Origin of the sequence: Sphingobacterium multivorum (genome assembly GCF_900457465.1) — a bacterium.
GTDB classification, from domain to species: Bacteria; Bacteroidota; Bacteroidia; order Sphingobacteriales; family Sphingobacteriaceae; genus Sphingobacterium; species Sphingobacterium multivorum.
Genome location: NZ_UAUU01000008.1, coordinates 178,925 through 194,199, shown reverse-complemented (window position 1 = coordinate 194,199; position 15,275 = coordinate 178,925). Strand labels below are relative to the sequence as shown.

Genomic DNA, 15,275 nt, shown 5'->3' with positions numbered 1-15,275 from the left:
AGGCGGGCAGCGACCGAATTTAATTCGACTTTGTCAAATTTATGCGTAAATTCGCAGCAATATGGAAACAGTTGTTAGCGGTATCAGAAGTACCGGAAAATTACATTTAGGAAATTATTACGGCGCATTGAGCAATTTTGTGAAAATGCAAAACGAATATAATTGCTTTTTTTTCATTGCGGATTTACATTCACTAACGACCCACCCCACTCCTCATGGGCTTCAGGGAACGGTTCGCCAAGTTATTGTTGAATATTTAGCAGCAGGAATAGACCCTGAAAAATCGACTATTTACGTTCAATCTGATGTTCCAGAAGTCGCGGAACTCTATCTATACATGAATATGAACGCCTATCTCGGCGAGCTTGAACGCGCTACAGCTTTTAAAGATAAAGTTAGAAGCAATCCCGACAATGTTAACGCAGGTTTGTTGACCTACCCCGTCTTGATGGCCTGTGATATATTGATTCACCATGGCACAAAAGTTCCGGTAGGAAAAGATCAGGAACAACATTTGGAGATGACGCGGACTTTTGGTAACCGCTTCAATCGCTTATATAATGTAGATTATTTTAAAGAGGCATTTGCGTTCTCCTATTCTGACAAATTGGTGAAAGTTCCTGGACTTGCAGGCCAAGGAAAAATGGGTAAATCTAACGGTGAAGCTGATTGTATTTATCTATCGGATAGTGAAACCGTAATTCGTAAAAAGGTGATGCGCGCAGTATCGGATTCAGGCCCGACGGAGATGAACCAGCCTAAACCTGAAGCTATCCAAAATCTTTTTGACTTAATGAAGGTCGTATCTACTGCAGACACATTACAGCATTTTGATGAACTCTATAACAAATGTGAAATTCGTTATGGTGATTTCAAAAAGCAATTGGCCGAAGATATGGTCCTTGCCACCAACGATGTACGCTCCCGTATTGAAGAAATATCAAACGATGATGCATACATTGCTAAAGTTGCAAAAATGGGCGCTGAAAAAGCAAGCGAGTCCGCACGCAAGACCCTGAAAGAAGTTCGTGAGATTATTGGTATTAGAAGATTTTATTAAGCTAGAAATAATATGCACATAGCTATCGTTGGAAATATAGGTGCCGGCAAAACAACATTAACCGAAATGTTGGCCAGTCACTTTAAATTTGAACCTCAGTTTGAAGCTGTAGACAACAACCCTTATCTGGAAGATTTTTATTCGGACATGAAACGCTGGGCTTTCAATCTTCAGATTTTTTTCCTCAACAGTCGCTTTAGACATATTGTAAAATTGCAGGAAACCGGCATTGATATGATTCAGGACCGTACCATTTATGAAGATGCTTATATCTTTGCCGAAAACTTGTATGATATGGGCTTAATGAGCGCACGTGATTTTGAAAACTATAGTAATATTTTTCAAAGCATCATCCACTATATCAAACCGCCGGATTTATTGATATACCTCAAAGCCTCTGTCCCTACCCTGGTGAATAATATCCAAAAAAGGGGCCGTGATTATGAGTCTGCAATTCGTTTGGATTATTTGTCAAAGCTAAACGATAAATACGATAAATGGATCAATAATTACAAAGACGGTAAGGTCATGATTCTCGACAAAGACAATCTGGATTTTACCACAAACCCAGAGGACCTCGGAAATATCATTCAAAAGATCGAAGCCGAATTATTTGGATTGTTCGAATAATTGCGATATCAAAAAGCCTGTAAGTCAATTGATTTTACAGGCTTTTTGATAAACGCGCATTTCCTCAGCCAATGATAAAAAATAAAAAATGAAATTTTTAGGTATTATTCCTGCCCGATATGCATCGAGTAGATTCCCTGGAAAACCGCTAATCGACATCGAAGGAAAAACGATGATCCAGCGTGTCTACGAACAGGTCAAAAAATCAACAAAATTAAACGAGGTTGTTGTTGCTACTGACGACCAGCGCATCGCACAGACTGTACGCTCTTTTGGTGGCGAAGTCGTCATGACCGCAGCGCATCACCAATCGGGAACAGATCGTTGCGCCGAAGTCATAACAAATATAGGAGGCTATGATGTTGCCATCAATATACAGGGTGACGAACCCTTTATAGACCCCGCACAAATTGATCTTTTAGCAAGTTGTTTTGAAGATACCACTACGCAGATAGCAACCTTGGTCAAGGAAATTACAGCAGAAGAGGAGCTATTTAATGTAAACATACCCAAAGTTGTCCGAAACACCAAAGGAGAAGCCATCTACTTCAGTCGGCAGACCATTCCTTTTTTAAGAGCTGTGGAAAAAGATCAATGGTTACACAAGCAAACATTCTATAAACATATCGGAATATATGCCTACCAGGTAGATACATTAAAAGCCCTGACACAACTTCCTATTTCTATGCTAGAAGAAGCAGAAGCATTGGAACAGCTGCGCTGGTTAGAAAACGGTTACGCCATTCAAACGGCAATTACAACGCATGAAACTGTCGCTGTGGATACAAAAGAAGACCTCGCTAAAATATTAAGACTATTTTTCAATAAATAGTAAAGCTTACCGGTGTTCGGTATAGTATAACGACCGGACACCTTCCAATAGAACCTGCTTATCCGAATCACTGAATTTGATCATCTGCTCTTTTGCTCTGATCAATTCATCCAATTGCAATTTGGTACTCACACCAACGAGTGCTGTAGCAACAGCTGCGTTAGAAAGCACATAAGAAAGTGCGACAATCATATTGTCTTTTCCGATACGTTTGGAAAGATTTGCCAAGTTTCTCACGATATGGGCCACCTCTCCCGAACTATACTGCAAGAAAGGTTCAATAGGTTTGTTAATGAGAACACCTTTGGCTAATACGCCGCGTACGACGATACTTACCCCCCGTTCTTCCAATAAGCCACTGATTTCTTCTTCAGGTCTTCTATCCAATAAGCTGTATTGCATCATAACTGAGGCCATATCAGATTTGGATAAAAATGCCTTAATAACATTTGGGCGAATTGATGAAAGACCATAAGCACGGATTTTCCCTTGTTTCTTCAACAACTCAAACGCTTCAACAATCTCCTCTATCGGATCTTCTATCGTACCACCATGTAACTGATAGAGGTCGATGTAGTCCGTTTTTTAAACGTGACAAGGAACCTTCCACAGCCTTGATAATATAGTCCTTTGAAGCCTTCCAATCCCAACCTGATCCATCTGCACGCCAAAGGTTACCAACTTTCGACGCCAACACAATATGTTTGCGAAAGCTTTGCACACTTTCCCCAACGATCATCTCATTTAGACCCCTATCGTAGAGATCAGCCGTATCGAAGAAAGTGATCCCTTTCTCGTAAGCTTTTTGGATAATATCTTTCGATTGTTTGGACTGATTGCTTTTTAGCGACATACAGCCCAAACCTATTTCCGAAACGATTAAGCTTGTATTACCTAATTTACGTTGTTCCATCTGCACCAATATCAAGCAATTCTACCTCAAACACCAATGTGCTGTTTGCCGGAATTTCACCTGTTGCCCGTTCGCCATACGCTAATCTGCTTGGTATAAAAAATTTATACTTTGCCCCCTTGGACATTAACGGGATTCCAATCTGCCAACCTTTGATCACCTGACCCAAGGATAGTTTCAATGGCTCCTTACGGTCATATGAGCTATCAAATTGCTTTCCATTCAATAAGGTACCTTTATAATGCACTGTTACCTCATCGTCCACTTTTTGGTTTTGGCCCTTCGGTTTGACTTAGAACAAGATATTGAATCCCCTCAGCTGTAGATTTCATCCCAGCAACCTTTGCATTTTCGGCAAAAAATTTATCTTCTTCAGCACGGCTAGCAGCCTCTTTTTTAGCACGAACGTCCATGATCGCCTGTTGGATAACAGCTCTTCCTTGCCCCTCTTCCAATAGAGACTTCTCTCCTTTCAGAACATCCGAAATTGCTTTTGCAATGACATCTGACTTCAAATAATCGATCTCAATAGACTTTAGGGAATTTCCGATATCGGCACCAAATGCATAAGACACAGAATCGGCCTTCGTTTTCAGTTGATTTGTTGCACTTGGTTTAGTTGCGACGACCTTCTTCTTTGCCGTCGTGTTCGTTTTTTTTTGTTGAGCAAATCCTGTGACCGTCGTCAAGGATAATAGGGCTAATGCGATATACTTCATGTGTGTTTAACGGTGCTTCTGCACGATTTCATTTATAATTTCTTGCGTGATATTAGGGTAATCAACGTCAACCCTAGATTTACTGTTGAGCCAGGCTTTCTATCGCCAGCATGTTCTTCTGTTTTAAACTCGAAATTACAGGCACTCCCATCTCTTCCAATGACGCTGCATTCAAATGCTGCTCATACTGGTTTTTCATTGGGATAACTAACAGTTTCTTTTTTCAAATATAACGCTTCTGCCGGTGTTTCAAAACCCGCCCCACATAAAACTCCAGAAGAAGATGCCATACTATCAATAAAAGATTGGTTATTGATCGGCCTTATCGTTACATTTTTCATGTCAAATGCCTTTGAATTGTGTTTACTAAAGACATCCCATTTCACGTCCGGAAACTTCATCAAATGCTTTAAAAGATGCGCATCGTCATATGCGGGGAGGTAAACAGTGTAATGTCCCTGATCGGTGACATTTAATTCACGAACAGCATTACGGATAACCGGTGGATAAATGTTCTTGCCGTACCGCTTGAAATGGAAACCATAGGAATGGGTAGACGGAGCATAATTTTTCATGATAAATTTGCCCAACATGTCACTATCTTCTGGCTTGGGGCTCGAGGGGTCTAAAGCAGCGATCTGATGGCTCAGCCCAATGCATTCTAGATCTTTTGAATGACAAGCCCAAGCAGAGATCGGTTCAAAATCATTGATCACCAAATCATAGTTTTCGATGGGCAAGCTCTTAATTTCATTCGTAAATTTGCGGATCGTCGAACTCATAAAAGTTTTCCACAGGTCTACCCCGCCGGATTTACCGAAGATAAAACTCAGCCCATGATAACGGTATTTCACTTTAAAAGGTAATGATAGATCCGCTTGAATTCCACTAACCAAAACATCAACTTCCCCTAACTCCCTCAGACAGGGGACAATATCCATTGCACGGCTCAGATGTCCGTTTCCTGTCCCTTGTACGGCATACAATATCTTCATAACGACTGCATTTTGTGTCGGCAAATTAATCAATTTTAACGAGTATCAATATTATTTTATTGTTTAGTTATGTTAAGAAAATATAAATTAACATCAATAAAAAATACAGTTAATCCATTTTTAATTTTCCTTTATGTATATTTAATATCAACAATTAATTAATAGCCAGTTTGATAACCCATGAAGTCTCTATTTTATCAGATGCTTTGCATAATCGCCATGCTAATTTTAACATCGTGGGGATTTTTTGCGCATAAAAAAATTAATCATTATGCCGTTTTCGCCCTACCAGCAAAGTTGGCAAAATTTTATAAATCCAATATCGACCTTATTACCGAAAAAGCGGTCGATCCAGACAAACGTTGCTTCACAGATAGCGCTGAAGGCCCGAGACATTTTATCGATATGGAGGACTACCTTAAGGAAAGTACAATTGACACCATACCCCTACATTGGTCACAAGCCAAAGAAAGATTTCAAGAAAGTCAATTGTTAAAAAATGGTATAGTACCCTGGCAAATCAACCTTACCTATCAAAAGCTTGTTAAGGCCTTTCAAGCAAAAGATTATAAACGAATCATCAAACACTCAGCAGAACTGGGCCATTATATTGCAGACGCCCATGTTCCATTGCATACGACTAAAAATTACAATGGACAGCTCACCAATCAACTAGGCATACATGCATTCTGGGAAAGCCGCTTACCGGAAATGTTTTCCGAAAAATACAACCTTCGCGTCGGAAAAGCGAGCTATATCAAAGATCCTCTACAAGAGGCCTGGGTTATTGTTTACGAAAGTAATCGCCTTGTGGATTCTGTCTTAACGATTGAAGCTGGTCTCGATCGTCAATTTAAGGCATCTCAAAAAAAATCATTTATTGAACGAAACAATCAATTGGTATGGACCTACTCTGATAATTATGCTAGAGCCTATCATGAAGCCATGAACGGTATGGTAGAAAGGAGAATGCAAAAAACCATCTTACGTGTTGCCTCCTATTGGTATTCCGCCTGGCTCGAATCTGGCCAACCCGATTTGACCAACATCGAAAAAATAAAAAGCACCAACAAGCAAGATCACATCGATATAACAGGGAAAAAGCGTATCGGTCGAGAAGAATGGATGTAAAAAGGCTATAAAACATCATCCGGACTACCAGTATTATTCACACCGGACTATTTGTTTTTTAATCTGCTAAGCTACTTTTGCAGCGTAAAATCTAGGAAAGCATGTTGAATAAGAATATTACGTTAACAAAACTTGCATTAGTACTGAGTATTGGAGCTGCGACTGCGCAGATTAATGACACAACCGCTTTGGGTGAAGTCATCATTAATCAAAATCGCTTACAGATCCCTTTTTCAAAACAAAGCAAGAACATCCAAATATTGACGCAGGAAGATATACAGAGACTACCAAATCGATCAATCAACGAATTGCTTAGCAATATCCCAGGAGTTGATATTCGCCAACGTGGACCATTCGGTTCGCAGGCAGATATAAGTATCGACGGAGGCTCTTTTGAACAGACAGCGATCCTACTCAATGGTGTTAAAATCACCGATCCACAGAGTGCCCATCACAATATGAACCTTCCGGTTCCGCTGGAAGCCATCGAACGTATCGAAATCATTCGAGGACCAGCATCCAGAATTTTCGGCATTAATGCGCTAACCGGCGCTATTAACATCGTAACAAAAAAAATTGAATCAAATCAAATTAGTGCCCAGGTGTATAGTGGTTCATCATTCAAAGATAATGAGCAGACAAGTACAGGCAAGTATTATGGTAAAGGCGTTCAGCTTGGCTCACAGTTCTTAACCAAGCAAACAAGCCACGGTTTATATTTTGGCCACGAAGACTCCAATGGGCAACGCTATAATACAGCCTCTAATAATAATAAACTCTATTATGACGGGACATATCAACCGAATACAGCCAATATGATAAAAGCCAATGTTGGCTATATCAACAATCAATTTGGAGCCAATGGTTACTACGCTGCACCGAGTGACAAGGAAGCGTATGAACAGGTTAAGACAGCTTTCGCTTCCCTGCAGTCCAAGCATCAATTAACACAGGCATTTTCCATCAGTCCACGCCTCAGTAATCGCTACAACGAAGATGAATATTGGTATTTAGGCCGAGAAACAACGAAAGGTAGATCCAAACATTACAGCAACGTCTTTGGAGCAGAAATCAATGCTACATTGGAGCAAAGTTATGGTACATTTGGCTTAGGATTAGAAAGTCGATTTGAACGTATCAATAGCACCAGTATTGGCGACCATAACCGGGAGAATTACGGCGGCTACCTGGAATTCAAAACCGAGGCGATCGAAAAACTGATGATCAACTCAGGTGCCTACATCAATTATAACTCAAAATTTGGCTGGCAGGTATTCCCGGGTCTAGATTTGGGCTATGATATTACCGAACATTGGAAGATTGTAGTCAACGCAGGTTCTAGCCAACGTATCCCTTCCTTTACGGATCTTTACACCAATCAGACAGCCAACGTCGGAAACCCCACACTGAGCTCTGAAAATGCCTATCAGATAGAAAGTGGTATAAAATACTTATCCAATCGAGTTATTGCGCAAGTGGGCTATTTCCATCGAAGGATAAACGATTTCATTGACTGGCAAAAAGAGGATGCCACTACAGGAAGCGGAACGGTCATTCCGTGGAAACCAATAAATATTGGAAAAAATAAAATTGATGGATTCAATGCTTCATTCCGATATAATATCAATGATCCCAGCGCAACGACACGATACTTTACAACGCTAAGTTATAATTATCTCAACCCAAGCATAACATTAGCAGACGGGATACTATCCAAATATGCTATTGAAAGCTTAAGGCATCAAGTTATTGCCAACTTTACCATAAACCACAAGAACTGGATGTTCACTTCTGCAAACCGCTTTAATGAGCGTATCAGTTACAAATCTTATTTCATCGCTGACGTAAGAGGATCGTACCAACTCCAAGACTTAAACATCTTTGTGGATGTTCAGAATATATTTGACAAGAGCTATATAGAAGCTGCCGCCGTTCCTATGCCCGGTCGTTGGTTTAGTATCGGCGCAAAATATAAACTGAACTATTAAACCCGATTAAATGGCAAAATCGGTTCTCTTCCCATTTCGCCATCAATTATAAAAAAGTCCCAAATGGAATGACCATTTGGGACTTTTCATTGTGTTATTGCCACATCGAAGCATGTACCATGCCCTATTTAAGAAAAACGCCAACTATAAAATAAGTTACTTTTTCTTGGGAAGAACAGATAAAATTCCTCCAATTAAATGTTTTTGGAACTCAGGTTCGTCATAGGACTCATCGGTATGTCCAAGCCCGGTATAGAAGACTTTCCCTCCATCGTAGCTCTGGGTCCAGGAGATTGGATGTTGATCCCCCATTTTTCCTCCTTGGTAGCTTTTTTCATCCAAATTCATCAACACATGCAATCCGTCCTTCACATCCTTGAAATTATACCATTCATCTTTGTGCCACCAGATCGGATCGAGGTGCTTGGTGGCCGGATGTTTTCTGTCCAGCACATCAATTTTGGCTTTTTGTACAGCAGGATGAGACGCAAAATACGCCCCTACAAGGCCGTTATACCATGGCCAATCAAACTCAGTATCCGTCGCTGCATGGATACCCACAAACCCTTTTCCTGATTGGATATACCGCACAAAAGCTTCCTGTTGCGCATTATCGAGAATATCGCCGGTTGTGCTCAGAAAGATAACGGCGTCATATTTGTTCAATCCCTGATCGGTAAACAGAGCTGCATCCTCCGAATGATCAGATTTTATTTTTTTCTTTATCAAGCAATTGCTTAAGTACCTCTGCACCCTTTTCGATGCTTCCGTGTCTAAACCCTTTTGTCTTGCTAAAGATCAATACTTGCCTTTGTGCCTGAACAGCAGCTGACATCCCCAACAGGAGAAACAGAAAAATGAAGATTCTATTCATGATATAAATGGTTATTATGATGGTTTAAGTTTAGGTTTACTAATTTCCGCAACGAAATTGCGATAAAAATAGCTGTAAAGAAAAGCCGTGCATTCTCCCGATACACGGCTTTTCTGTTTTATTATGGTGTGATTAGCTCACGGTAAAAAATCAAGACTTTCAATAATATCTTCCTCAGAAACGTAGATATCATATTGACAACTGCCAATTTGGTCAAGCAATGCGAAACCGATCTGATTGGACAAGTTTTTCTTATCGTTTCGCATCAGATCCAACAGGGCTGTATCAATGGAAGAATCAAATGTGTAGTCGTTGAAATATTTTCTAAAAGTTTGGATCAAATCGTTTAATTCATCCAAAGGCAAACCATTCAATTTATGCGATAGGTACCCCTCACAAATCATTCCTACTGCAATAGCTTCTCCATGTAATAAAGGTGAAGCATCGTTCAACAACGAGTAGCCCTCAATAGCATGACCAATTGTATGGCCAAAGTTTAAAATTTTACGCAGTCCTTTTTCTTTCGGATCCTCAAGGATAACACGGTTTTTGATCGAAACAGAATGTTTGATCAAAGAATTGTCGATTTGATCGATCTCCAATGTTTTCACTCGCTCATAGTAAGCCCGATCGAAGATCAGTCCATGTTTAATTACTTCAGCAAAACCTGAGATTAATTGACGCTGATCTAGGGTTTTCAAAAACTGGCTTGAAATAAATACTGCTTGAGGTTGTGCAAAAGTTCCAATAATATTTTTCACACTGCCCATATCAATGCCGGTCTTACCTCCTACCGATGCATCTACCTGGGAAAGTAAAGTTGTCGGAATTTGAATAAAATCCATCCCTCTTTTGAAAGTTGACGCTGCAAATCCCCCCATATCGGTGACTACCCCACCACCCAGGTTGATCATCAACGAATGCCTATCCGCTCCGAAATCGAGCATATTATGCCATACGCCAATACAGAAATCAATATTTTTATTTTCCTCGCCAGGATCTACTTCTATCACGTCATAATTCGCCAAATTGGGTAAGGCCTGCTGAAATAAGGGTAAACAATTATCCAAGGTGTTGGTATCCACCAAGACGATGATCTTTGAGTAACTGCGCTCAGCTAAAAACGCCTCCAAAGAGGCCAACGTATCATCAAAATATACCTGATAGCCCAAACTTTCTATGACTTCCATTCTACGATTCTTTAAGGTTTAAGTTTTCTATTTACCAATATTGTTTAATATTACACCAATTTTATTTGCATCCCATCAAATTCAACAACATCTCCTGGTCGCAATTTGAGCCTTTTCCGGTAATCGACCTGCCCATTATACTTTACATACCCTTCCGCTACAACCCACTGAGCCATAGCGCCATGCTCCACCCAATTTAAAGCTTTAAGTAACTGTATGAGCTGGATATATTCGCCCTCGATTTTAAATTCTTGCATTTCACAAAAATAGTGGTTTCACTGAGGAATACAAGAATTATCATCGTTTTAATGCTTAGTAAATTGCTACATTTGCCTTATTGCAAATAAAGATTATGATTGAGAATTCTGAGCCCAAGACATTATCCTTTGATAATACAGAGATTGCTTTTAAAAGTAAAAGCGATAAGGATTTGGAAAGAGCGTATTGGTTATTCAAAATAATAGCGAATAACTTCTTGACAAAAGTAGGTCCATCCATGACCAACTTTGCACTGAACATCGGATTACCTATCCAGGGTATCATCCGTAAAACAATCTTCAAGCATTTTTGTGGCGGAGAGACTATCGAAGGTTGCGAAAATGCGATCAACGAATTGGGAGAGAATGGTGTAGGGACAATATTGGATTATTCCGTTGAAGGAGAAGAAACTGAAAGTGCATTTGACGCTTGCTGCAACGAGGTATTGCGCACCGTAGTCGCGGCCAGTAAAAACAAATACATTCCATTTTCAGTATTTAAACCAACTGGATTAGGCCGATTTGAACTGTTTGAAAAAGTCAATGCAAAGGAAGCCTTGACAGAAAGTGAACAAGCAGAATACCAACGTATGTTGGACCGTACCGATCGCATCTGTAAAGCTTGTCATGCAGCTGGTGTAAAAGTTTTAGTAGATGCTGAACATTCATGGATCCAAGATGCAATTGACGATATCGCTCGTGAAATGATGGAAAAATACAATATGGAAAAACCAATTGTATATAATACTTATCAATTGTACCGTAGTGATAAGTTGGCATCTTTGAAAGCTGACTTTGAATACGCCAAAGTTAGAGGATTTCATATGGGTGCTAAGATCGTTCGTGGTGCCTATATGGAGATCGAACGTGCTCGCGCTGCGCAAAAAGGTTATTCCGATCCCATCCAGCCAAATAAAGAAGCTTCCGATAGAGATTATAATGAAGCTATTGAATTTATCTTGGACCATCTGGACAACTTTGGACTAATGGCGGGTACACACAATGAGGACAGTAGCATGCTACTTGCAAAGGAAATTGACAGACGCGGTATCGACAGATCAATCGACCGTATTTACTTTGCACAATTATTGGGTATGTCTGATAACCTGAGCTTCAATTTAGCTGCACACGGCTACAATGTTGCCAAATACATGCCTTACGGACCGGTGAAAGCAGTGATGCCATACCTTTTCCGTAGAGCACAGGAAAATACTTCAGTCGCAGGAGCGACAGGTCGGGAGCTCGGGCTTTTGATCAAAGAAAACAAAGAAGAAAAGCTAGTCGATAACGACTAGCTTTTTTTATAATTGGCGCGCATCAAGTCCATCTACTCAAGGAAATATGCTCAAATGGTCTCCAAGAAACACCTTACTTTTGAAAAGCACAAAAGCACTCCACCTATCGCTCACCTCCCCTTAACACTTTTGAAACAAGCTAATTACAAAATCATTCCATATTCTTGAAACAATTATTTATGTTTGCAAACTTTTCCCTTAAAACAAAGTTCATACTGGAAGGGTGCTCCCGCGGAGCTTAAAAGAATACGATTTGAAATGGAAGAAAAACTTAGATTATTTGATCTTGCACGTCAACAGATGGGCAAATACCCCAATCTTGATATGTTTGCGCACAAAGTGGACGGCAAGTGGAATTATATCAAAACAGCAGATTTTCTTGAACAAGTAGACAATCTCTCCAAAGGGCTGATTGAACTTGGCGTGAAACCCAGCGAGAAAGTTGGTCTCATTGCCGGCAGTAGCATGGAATGGCATATGATTGACTTTGCAATCCAGCAAATTGGTGCAGTCGTGGTGGCCATCTATCCAAATATTACCGATACAGACTATCAATATATTTTTAATGATGCCGAAATCAGGGTTTGTATCGTCAGTAACAAAAGCTTGTACGATCGCCTGATGAATCTAACCGATTCAATCTATACATTGAAGTATCTTTTTTGTATCGCCGAACAGGAAGGAACACGCAGTTGGAAAGAACTTAATGATATAGGCTCCAATTGCTCCCCAGAAAAACTAGCAGTGCTCCGCGATCAGATCAAACCTGAAGATCTCGCTACCCTGATCTACACTTCTGGAACCACGGGCACACCAAAAGGCGTCATGCTGTCACACAATAATATCTTTTCCAATGTATTGGGCGCAGCAGAAATTACCCCTTGTAAAGCTTATGACCGCGGACTGACCTTCCTCCCTCCTTGTCACGCCTACGAGCGTATGGTTTTATATACCTATATGTATCTTGGCTTTACGATCTATATCGCAGAATCTTTTGACAAGATTGGTGATAATCTGAAGGAAGTAAAACCTCATATCATGACCGTTGTCCCACGTATTCTGGAAAAGGTTTACGAGAAAATCATGAAAACAGGCCACGATCTCACTGGTTTCAAACGCAAAGTATTTGATTGGGCTGTTTCAGTTGCAGAAGAATATGATCCAAATCCTGAGAAAAGAAGTCTATCCTATAATCTCAAACTAAAGCTTGCCAAGAAACTTGTCCTTAACAAATGGTATGAGGCTTTGGGTGGCGAATTGCTTACCGTTGCCTCTGGATCAGCCTCTCTTCACAGCAAGTTAACACGTGCCTTCTTAGCTGCAGGAATTCCATTATATGAGGGTTACGGCATGACCGAAGCCTCCCCACTCATTTCAGTCAATCATTATATCAAAGGTATTCGCATTGGCACTGTTGGACTTCCTGTACGTTTTGTTGAAATAAAACTCGCCGAAGACGGAGAGATATTGGTAAAAGGTCCCAACGTCATGATGGGCTATTATAAGAATAAGGCAGAGACGGATAAAACCATCATTGATGGATGGTTGCACACCGGAGATATCGGGAAGTGGGAAGATGAAAAATTCTTAAAAATCATTGACCGAAAAAAAGAGATGTTCAAAATTTCGGGCGGGAAGTACGTTATACCACAACCTATCGAAACCAAGCTCGTTGAATCTAAGTTTATAGAACAGGCAATGGTAATCGGTGACGGGATGAAATTTGCCTCTGCCTTTATTGTGCCAAACTATGCCCATTTATTGGATTGGGCCAGAACAGATGCTCCTGAACTTGCAACCATGACAAAGGACGATTTTCTGACTGACCCTGCCATTGTAAAAAAAGTCAATCAGGAGGTACGTCGTGCAAACCAACACTTTGGTAACTGGGAGCAGATTAAGAAACCAATTATTTTAACCGATGAATTTACTATTGAAAATGGAGAGTTAACACCAACCTTAAAAATGAAACGGAAGGTCATTCTCGAACATCATCAAGAAGAGTTCAATAACCTCTATCAAATGGAGATGGATTAAGGATCAACTGATCAAAATTTTGACACAGCGCGTTATATTTAAGCGCGTTATATTTATAGGAGTAAAATATGAAATTATTAAAGGATAGAATCCATCATGACGGTAAAAGTCTTGCAGGAGGCATACTTAAAGTAGACAACTTCATCAATCACCAGATGGACCCCGTATTGATGAAATCTATTGCGGTGGAATTTGTCCGTCGTTTTGCAGACCTCCCGATCAATAAAATCATTACAATTGAAGCAAGCGGAATAGCCCCAGCGATCATGCTTGGCTACCTTTTGGAATTACCGGTTGTATTTGTGAAAAAAGCAAAACCGACCACCATGGTTGATATGTATGTAAGCCAGGTGCATTCATTTACTAAGAACCGAACCTATGACATCTGTGTCAGCAAAGAGTTTCTTACGCCGAGCGACAATGTTCTTTTTATAGACGATTTTTTGGCCAATGGGAACGCCGCTTTTGGTATGCTCGATCTCGTTAAACAATCGGGGGCTTCAGTTTTGGGCATGGGATTTATTATCGAAAAATCCTTCCAGGAAGGTGGTAAAAGATTAAGAGAATTGTCCGATTTAAGAATTGAATCGTTAGCGCGGATAAAGTCGCTTGAAGTGAATAAAGTCAGTTTCGAAGAAGACTAGCAAAAAGAAAAGCCTCATCTCCCTAAAGATTGAGGCTTTTATATTCAAACAACAAGATAAATTCTTTCTAATCCCAACGGTAGTCGTTGTAAAAATCTTCAGGATGTCTGCTAATTGCAACATCTTTTACAATCCGAATATTGGCTGCTCCCAAGTTGACATTCAACATAAACGAAGGCACGTTTGATGAAAAATTCCAACGGCCATTGCGCATATACACGTAACCTCCTCTGTAAGGGTCATAGAATGTTTTGTAATCTCTAAAGTATACATGGTGTCTACTATCGTAACGATGTGCACTTGCCCAGGCCGGTGCTCCATGACGGTACCCTTTTCGGTATGACTTAGCTACTTCTTTATGATACTTACGGTCTTCTTTTTCGCGTTTTTCTAAATATTTTCGATATTCCTTATCCCTTTTCTCTTCATATTTTCTACGCTCTTTGTCCTGTTTCCACTCACGTTCATGTCCCCGATACTGAGCGGACGATTGTTGTGGAGCCATTAAGACAAGTCCTCCTATTGCCAACGCGAAGTATATCATCTTTCTCATAACAGTATAATTTAAATTTAAAAATTAATTTCACTCCGCCTGTGTTTCATTCTTTTTTACAAGCGTTTCTATGGGTATGACATCAATGTTTGAACAAAGGTTTAATCGGTCAATATGAATTTAATTTGTGCCGCAATATATAGAATCCATTATTCCA

Annotated in this window: 18 protein-coding genes; 8 read left to right on the top strand and 10 right to left on the bottom strand. The window is 40.1% G+C overall.

The features are described 5' to 3' along the window. The first annotated feature begins 61 nt into the window (after positions 1–61). The 3 genes from trpS to kdsB all read left to right on the top strand — a co-directional run bounded on the left by trpS (position 62) and on the right by kdsB (position 2,522). Positions 62–1,060 carry a tryptophan--tRNA ligase gene (gene trpS, locus DTA23_RS09250; RefSeq protein ID WP_046675903.1) on the top strand — a complete coding sequence of 333 codons (999 nt, stop codon included), beginning with the start codon at positions 62–64 and terminating at the stop codon, positions 1,058–1,060. Between the two features lie 12 nt (positions 1,061–1,072). Beyond that, positions 1,073–1,690, top strand: a complete 618-nt coding sequence (locus DTA23_RS09245) for a deoxynucleoside kinase (RefSeq protein WP_046675902.1) — start codon at positions 1,073–1,075, stop codon at positions 1,688–1,690. 88 nt (positions 1,691–1,778) lie between these two features. Further along, on the top strand, positions 1,779–2,522 hold the full coding sequence (kdsB, locus tag DTA23_RS09240; RefSeq protein ID WP_070568708.1) for a 3-deoxy-manno-octulosonate cytidylyltransferase: 744 nt from the start codon (positions 1,779–1,781) through the stop codon (positions 2,520–2,522). A gap of 6 nt (positions 2,523–2,528) precedes the next feature. Here the strand turns inward: kdsB and DTA23_RS09235 are convergent, their stop codons facing one another. The 5 genes from DTA23_RS09235 to DTA23_RS09220 all read right to left on the bottom strand — a co-directional run bounded on the left by DTA23_RS09235 (position 2,529) and on the right by DTA23_RS09220 (position 5,149). Beyond that, positions 2,529–3,053 (bottom strand): aldo/keto reductase, encoded by a 525-nt coding sequence (locus DTA23_RS09235; protein WP_305887893.1) that lies wholly within the window; start codon positions 3,051–3,053, stop codon positions 2,529–2,531. After that, positions 3,037–3,435 (bottom strand): aldo/keto reductase, encoded by a 399-nt coding sequence (locus DTA23_RS09230; protein WP_112374509.1) that lies wholly within the window; start codon positions 3,433–3,435, stop codon positions 3,037–3,039. The genes DTA23_RS09235 and DTA23_RS09230 overlap by 17 nt, the downstream gene beginning before the upstream one ends. Next, positions 3,422–3,700 (bottom strand): FKBP-type peptidyl-prolyl cis-trans isomerase, encoded by a 279-nt coding sequence (locus DTA23_RS27530; RefSeq protein ID WP_218565332.1) that lies wholly within the window; start codon positions 3,698–3,700, stop codon positions 3,422–3,424. The genes DTA23_RS09230 and DTA23_RS27530 overlap by 14 nt, the downstream gene beginning before the upstream one ends. Further along, positions 3,690–4,154 (bottom strand): FKBP-type peptidyl-prolyl cis-trans isomerase N-terminal domain-containing protein, encoded by a 465-nt coding sequence (locus DTA23_RS27525; protein WP_218565331.1) that lies wholly within the window; start codon positions 4,152–4,154, stop codon positions 3,690–3,692. Before DTA23_RS27525 ends, DTA23_RS27530 begins: the two co-directional genes overlap by 11 nt. 182 nt (positions 4,155–4,336) lie before the next feature. Beyond that, positions 4,337–5,149, bottom strand: coding sequence for a glycosyltransferase family protein (locus DTA23_RS09220; RefSeq protein ID WP_256603224.1), 813 nt, complete (start codon positions 5,147–5,149; stop codon positions 4,337–4,339). Positions 5,150–5,329: 180 nt separating this feature from the next. On the opposite strand from DTA23_RS09220, the gene DTA23_RS09215 reads away from it, so the two are divergent. After that, positions 5,330–6,280, top strand: coding sequence for a zinc dependent phospholipase C family protein (locus DTA23_RS09215; protein WP_112374508.1), 951 nt, complete (start codon positions 5,330–5,332; stop codon positions 6,278–6,280). A 101-nt stretch (positions 6,281–6,381) separates the two neighbouring features. Further along, a complete protein-coding gene (locus DTA23_RS09210; protein WP_112374507.1) occupies positions 6,382–8,268 on the top strand; it encodes a TonB-dependent receptor plug domain-containing protein in 1,887 nt (628 codons plus the stop codon). A gap of 156 nt (positions 8,269–8,424) precedes the next feature. Here DTA23_RS09210 and DTA23_RS09205 read toward each other — a convergent pair whose 3' ends face one another. The 4 genes from DTA23_RS09205 to DTA23_RS09195 all read right to left on the bottom strand — a co-directional run bounded on the left by DTA23_RS09205 (position 8,425) and on the right by DTA23_RS09195 (position 10,589). Further along, a complete protein-coding gene (locus tag DTA23_RS09205) occupies positions 8,425–8,997 on the bottom strand; it encodes a ThuA domain-containing protein (protein WP_256603222.1) in 573 nt (190 codons plus the stop codon). Continuing rightward, positions 8,972–9,142, bottom strand: a complete 171-nt coding sequence (locus tag DTA23_RS28815; RefSeq protein WP_256603220.1) for a ThuA domain-containing protein — start codon at positions 9,140–9,142, stop codon at positions 8,972–8,974. The genes DTA23_RS09205 and DTA23_RS28815 overlap by 26 nt, the downstream gene beginning before the upstream one ends. A 137-nt stretch (positions 9,143–9,279) precedes the next feature. Further along, a complete protein-coding gene (aroB, locus tag DTA23_RS09200) occupies positions 9,280–10,332 on the bottom strand; it encodes a 3-dehydroquinate synthase (RefSeq protein ID WP_112374506.1) in 1,053 nt (350 codons plus the stop codon). A gap of 50 nt (positions 10,333–10,382) precedes the next feature. Further along, a complete protein-coding gene (locus tag DTA23_RS09195; RefSeq protein ID WP_070568728.1) occupies positions 10,383–10,589 on the bottom strand; it encodes an RNA-binding S4 domain-containing protein in 207 nt (68 codons plus the stop codon). 95 nt (positions 10,590–10,684) lie between these two features. Here DTA23_RS09195 and DTA23_RS09190 point away from each other — a divergent pair, with 95 nt between their 5' ends. The 3 genes from DTA23_RS09190 to xpt all read left to right on the top strand — a co-directional run bounded on the left by DTA23_RS09190 (position 10,685) and on the right by xpt (position 14,565). Beyond that, positions 10,685–11,884: a proline dehydrogenase family protein gene (locus DTA23_RS09190; protein WP_112374505.1), complete on the top strand. Its 1,200-nt coding sequence runs from the start codon at positions 10,685–10,687 to the stop codon at positions 11,882–11,884. A gap of 258 nt (positions 11,885–12,142) precedes the next feature. Further along, positions 12,143–13,921 (top strand): AMP-dependent synthetase/ligase, encoded by a 1,779-nt coding sequence (locus DTA23_RS09185; protein ID WP_112374504.1) that lies wholly within the window; start codon positions 12,143–12,145, stop codon positions 13,919–13,921. Positions 13,922–13,989: 68 nt separating this feature from the next. Next, positions 13,990–14,565 (top strand): xanthine phosphoribosyltransferase, encoded by a 576-nt coding sequence (xpt, locus tag DTA23_RS09180; RefSeq protein ID WP_070568735.1) that lies wholly within the window; start codon positions 13,990–13,992, stop codon positions 14,563–14,565. 67 nt (positions 14,566–14,632) lie between these two features. Here the strand turns inward: xpt and DTA23_RS09175 are convergent, their stop codons facing one another. After that, on the bottom strand, positions 14,633–15,118 hold the full coding sequence (locus DTA23_RS09175) for a hypothetical protein (protein ID WP_070568738.1): 486 nt from the start codon (positions 15,116–15,118) through the stop codon (positions 14,633–14,635). Positions 15,119–15,275 lie beyond the last annotated feature (157 nt).

Excerpts from the sequence above, each read along its gene's own strand:
- DTA23_RS28815 (WP_256603220.1), bottom strand. The coding sequence starts at position 9,142 with ATGAATAGAATCTTCATTTTTCTGTTTCTCCTGTTGGGGATGTCAGCT.
- xpt (WP_070568735.1), top strand. The coding sequence starts at position 13,990 with ATGAAATTATTAAAGGATAGAATCCATCATGACGGTAAAAGTCTTGCA.
- DTA23_RS09210 (WP_112374507.1), top strand. The coding sequence starts at position 6,382 with ATGTTGAATAAGAATATTACGTTAACAAAACTTGCATTAGTACTGAGT.
- DTA23_RS09245 (WP_046675902.1), top strand. The coding sequence starts at position 1,073 with ATGCACATAGCTATCGTTGGAAATATAGGTGCCGGCAAAACAACATTA.
- DTA23_RS09215 (WP_112374508.1), top strand. The coding sequence starts at position 5,330 with ATGAAGTCTCTATTTTATCAGATGCTTTGCATAATCGCCATGCTAATT.
- DTA23_RS09230 (WP_112374509.1), bottom strand. The coding sequence starts at position 3,435 with ATGGAACAACGTAAATTAGGTAATACAAGCTTAATCGTTTCGGAAATA.
- trpS (WP_046675903.1), top strand. The coding sequence starts at position 62 with ATGGAAACAGTTGTTAGCGGTATCAGAAGTACCGGAAAATTACATTTA.
- kdsB (WP_070568708.1), top strand. The coding sequence starts at position 1,779 with ATGAAATTTTTAGGTATTATTCCTGCCCGATATGCATCGAGTAGATTC.
- aroB (WP_112374506.1), bottom strand. The coding sequence starts at position 10,332 with ATGGAAGTCATAGAAAGTTTGGGCTATCAGGTATATTTTGATGATACG.
- DTA23_RS09175 (WP_070568738.1), bottom strand. The coding sequence starts at position 15,118 with ATGAGAAAGATGATATACTTCGCGTTGGCAATAGGAGGACTTGTCTTA.
- DTA23_RS09220 (WP_256603224.1), bottom strand. The coding sequence starts at position 5,149 with ATGAAGATATTGTATGCCGTACAAGGGACAGGAAACGGACATCTGAGC.
- DTA23_RS09190 (WP_112374505.1), top strand. The coding sequence starts at position 10,685 with ATGATTGAGAATTCTGAGCCCAAGACATTATCCTTTGATAATACAGAG.
- DTA23_RS09195 (WP_070568728.1), bottom strand. The coding sequence starts at position 10,589 with ATGCAAGAATTTAAAATCGAGGGCGAATATATCCAGCTCATACAGTTA.
- DTA23_RS09185 (WP_112374504.1), top strand. The coding sequence starts at position 12,143 with ATGGAAGAAAAACTTAGATTATTTGATCTTGCACGTCAACAGATGGGC.
- DTA23_RS27525 (WP_218565331.1), bottom strand. The coding sequence starts at position 4,154 with ATGAAGTATATCGCATTAGCCCTATTATCCTTGACGACGGTCACAGGA.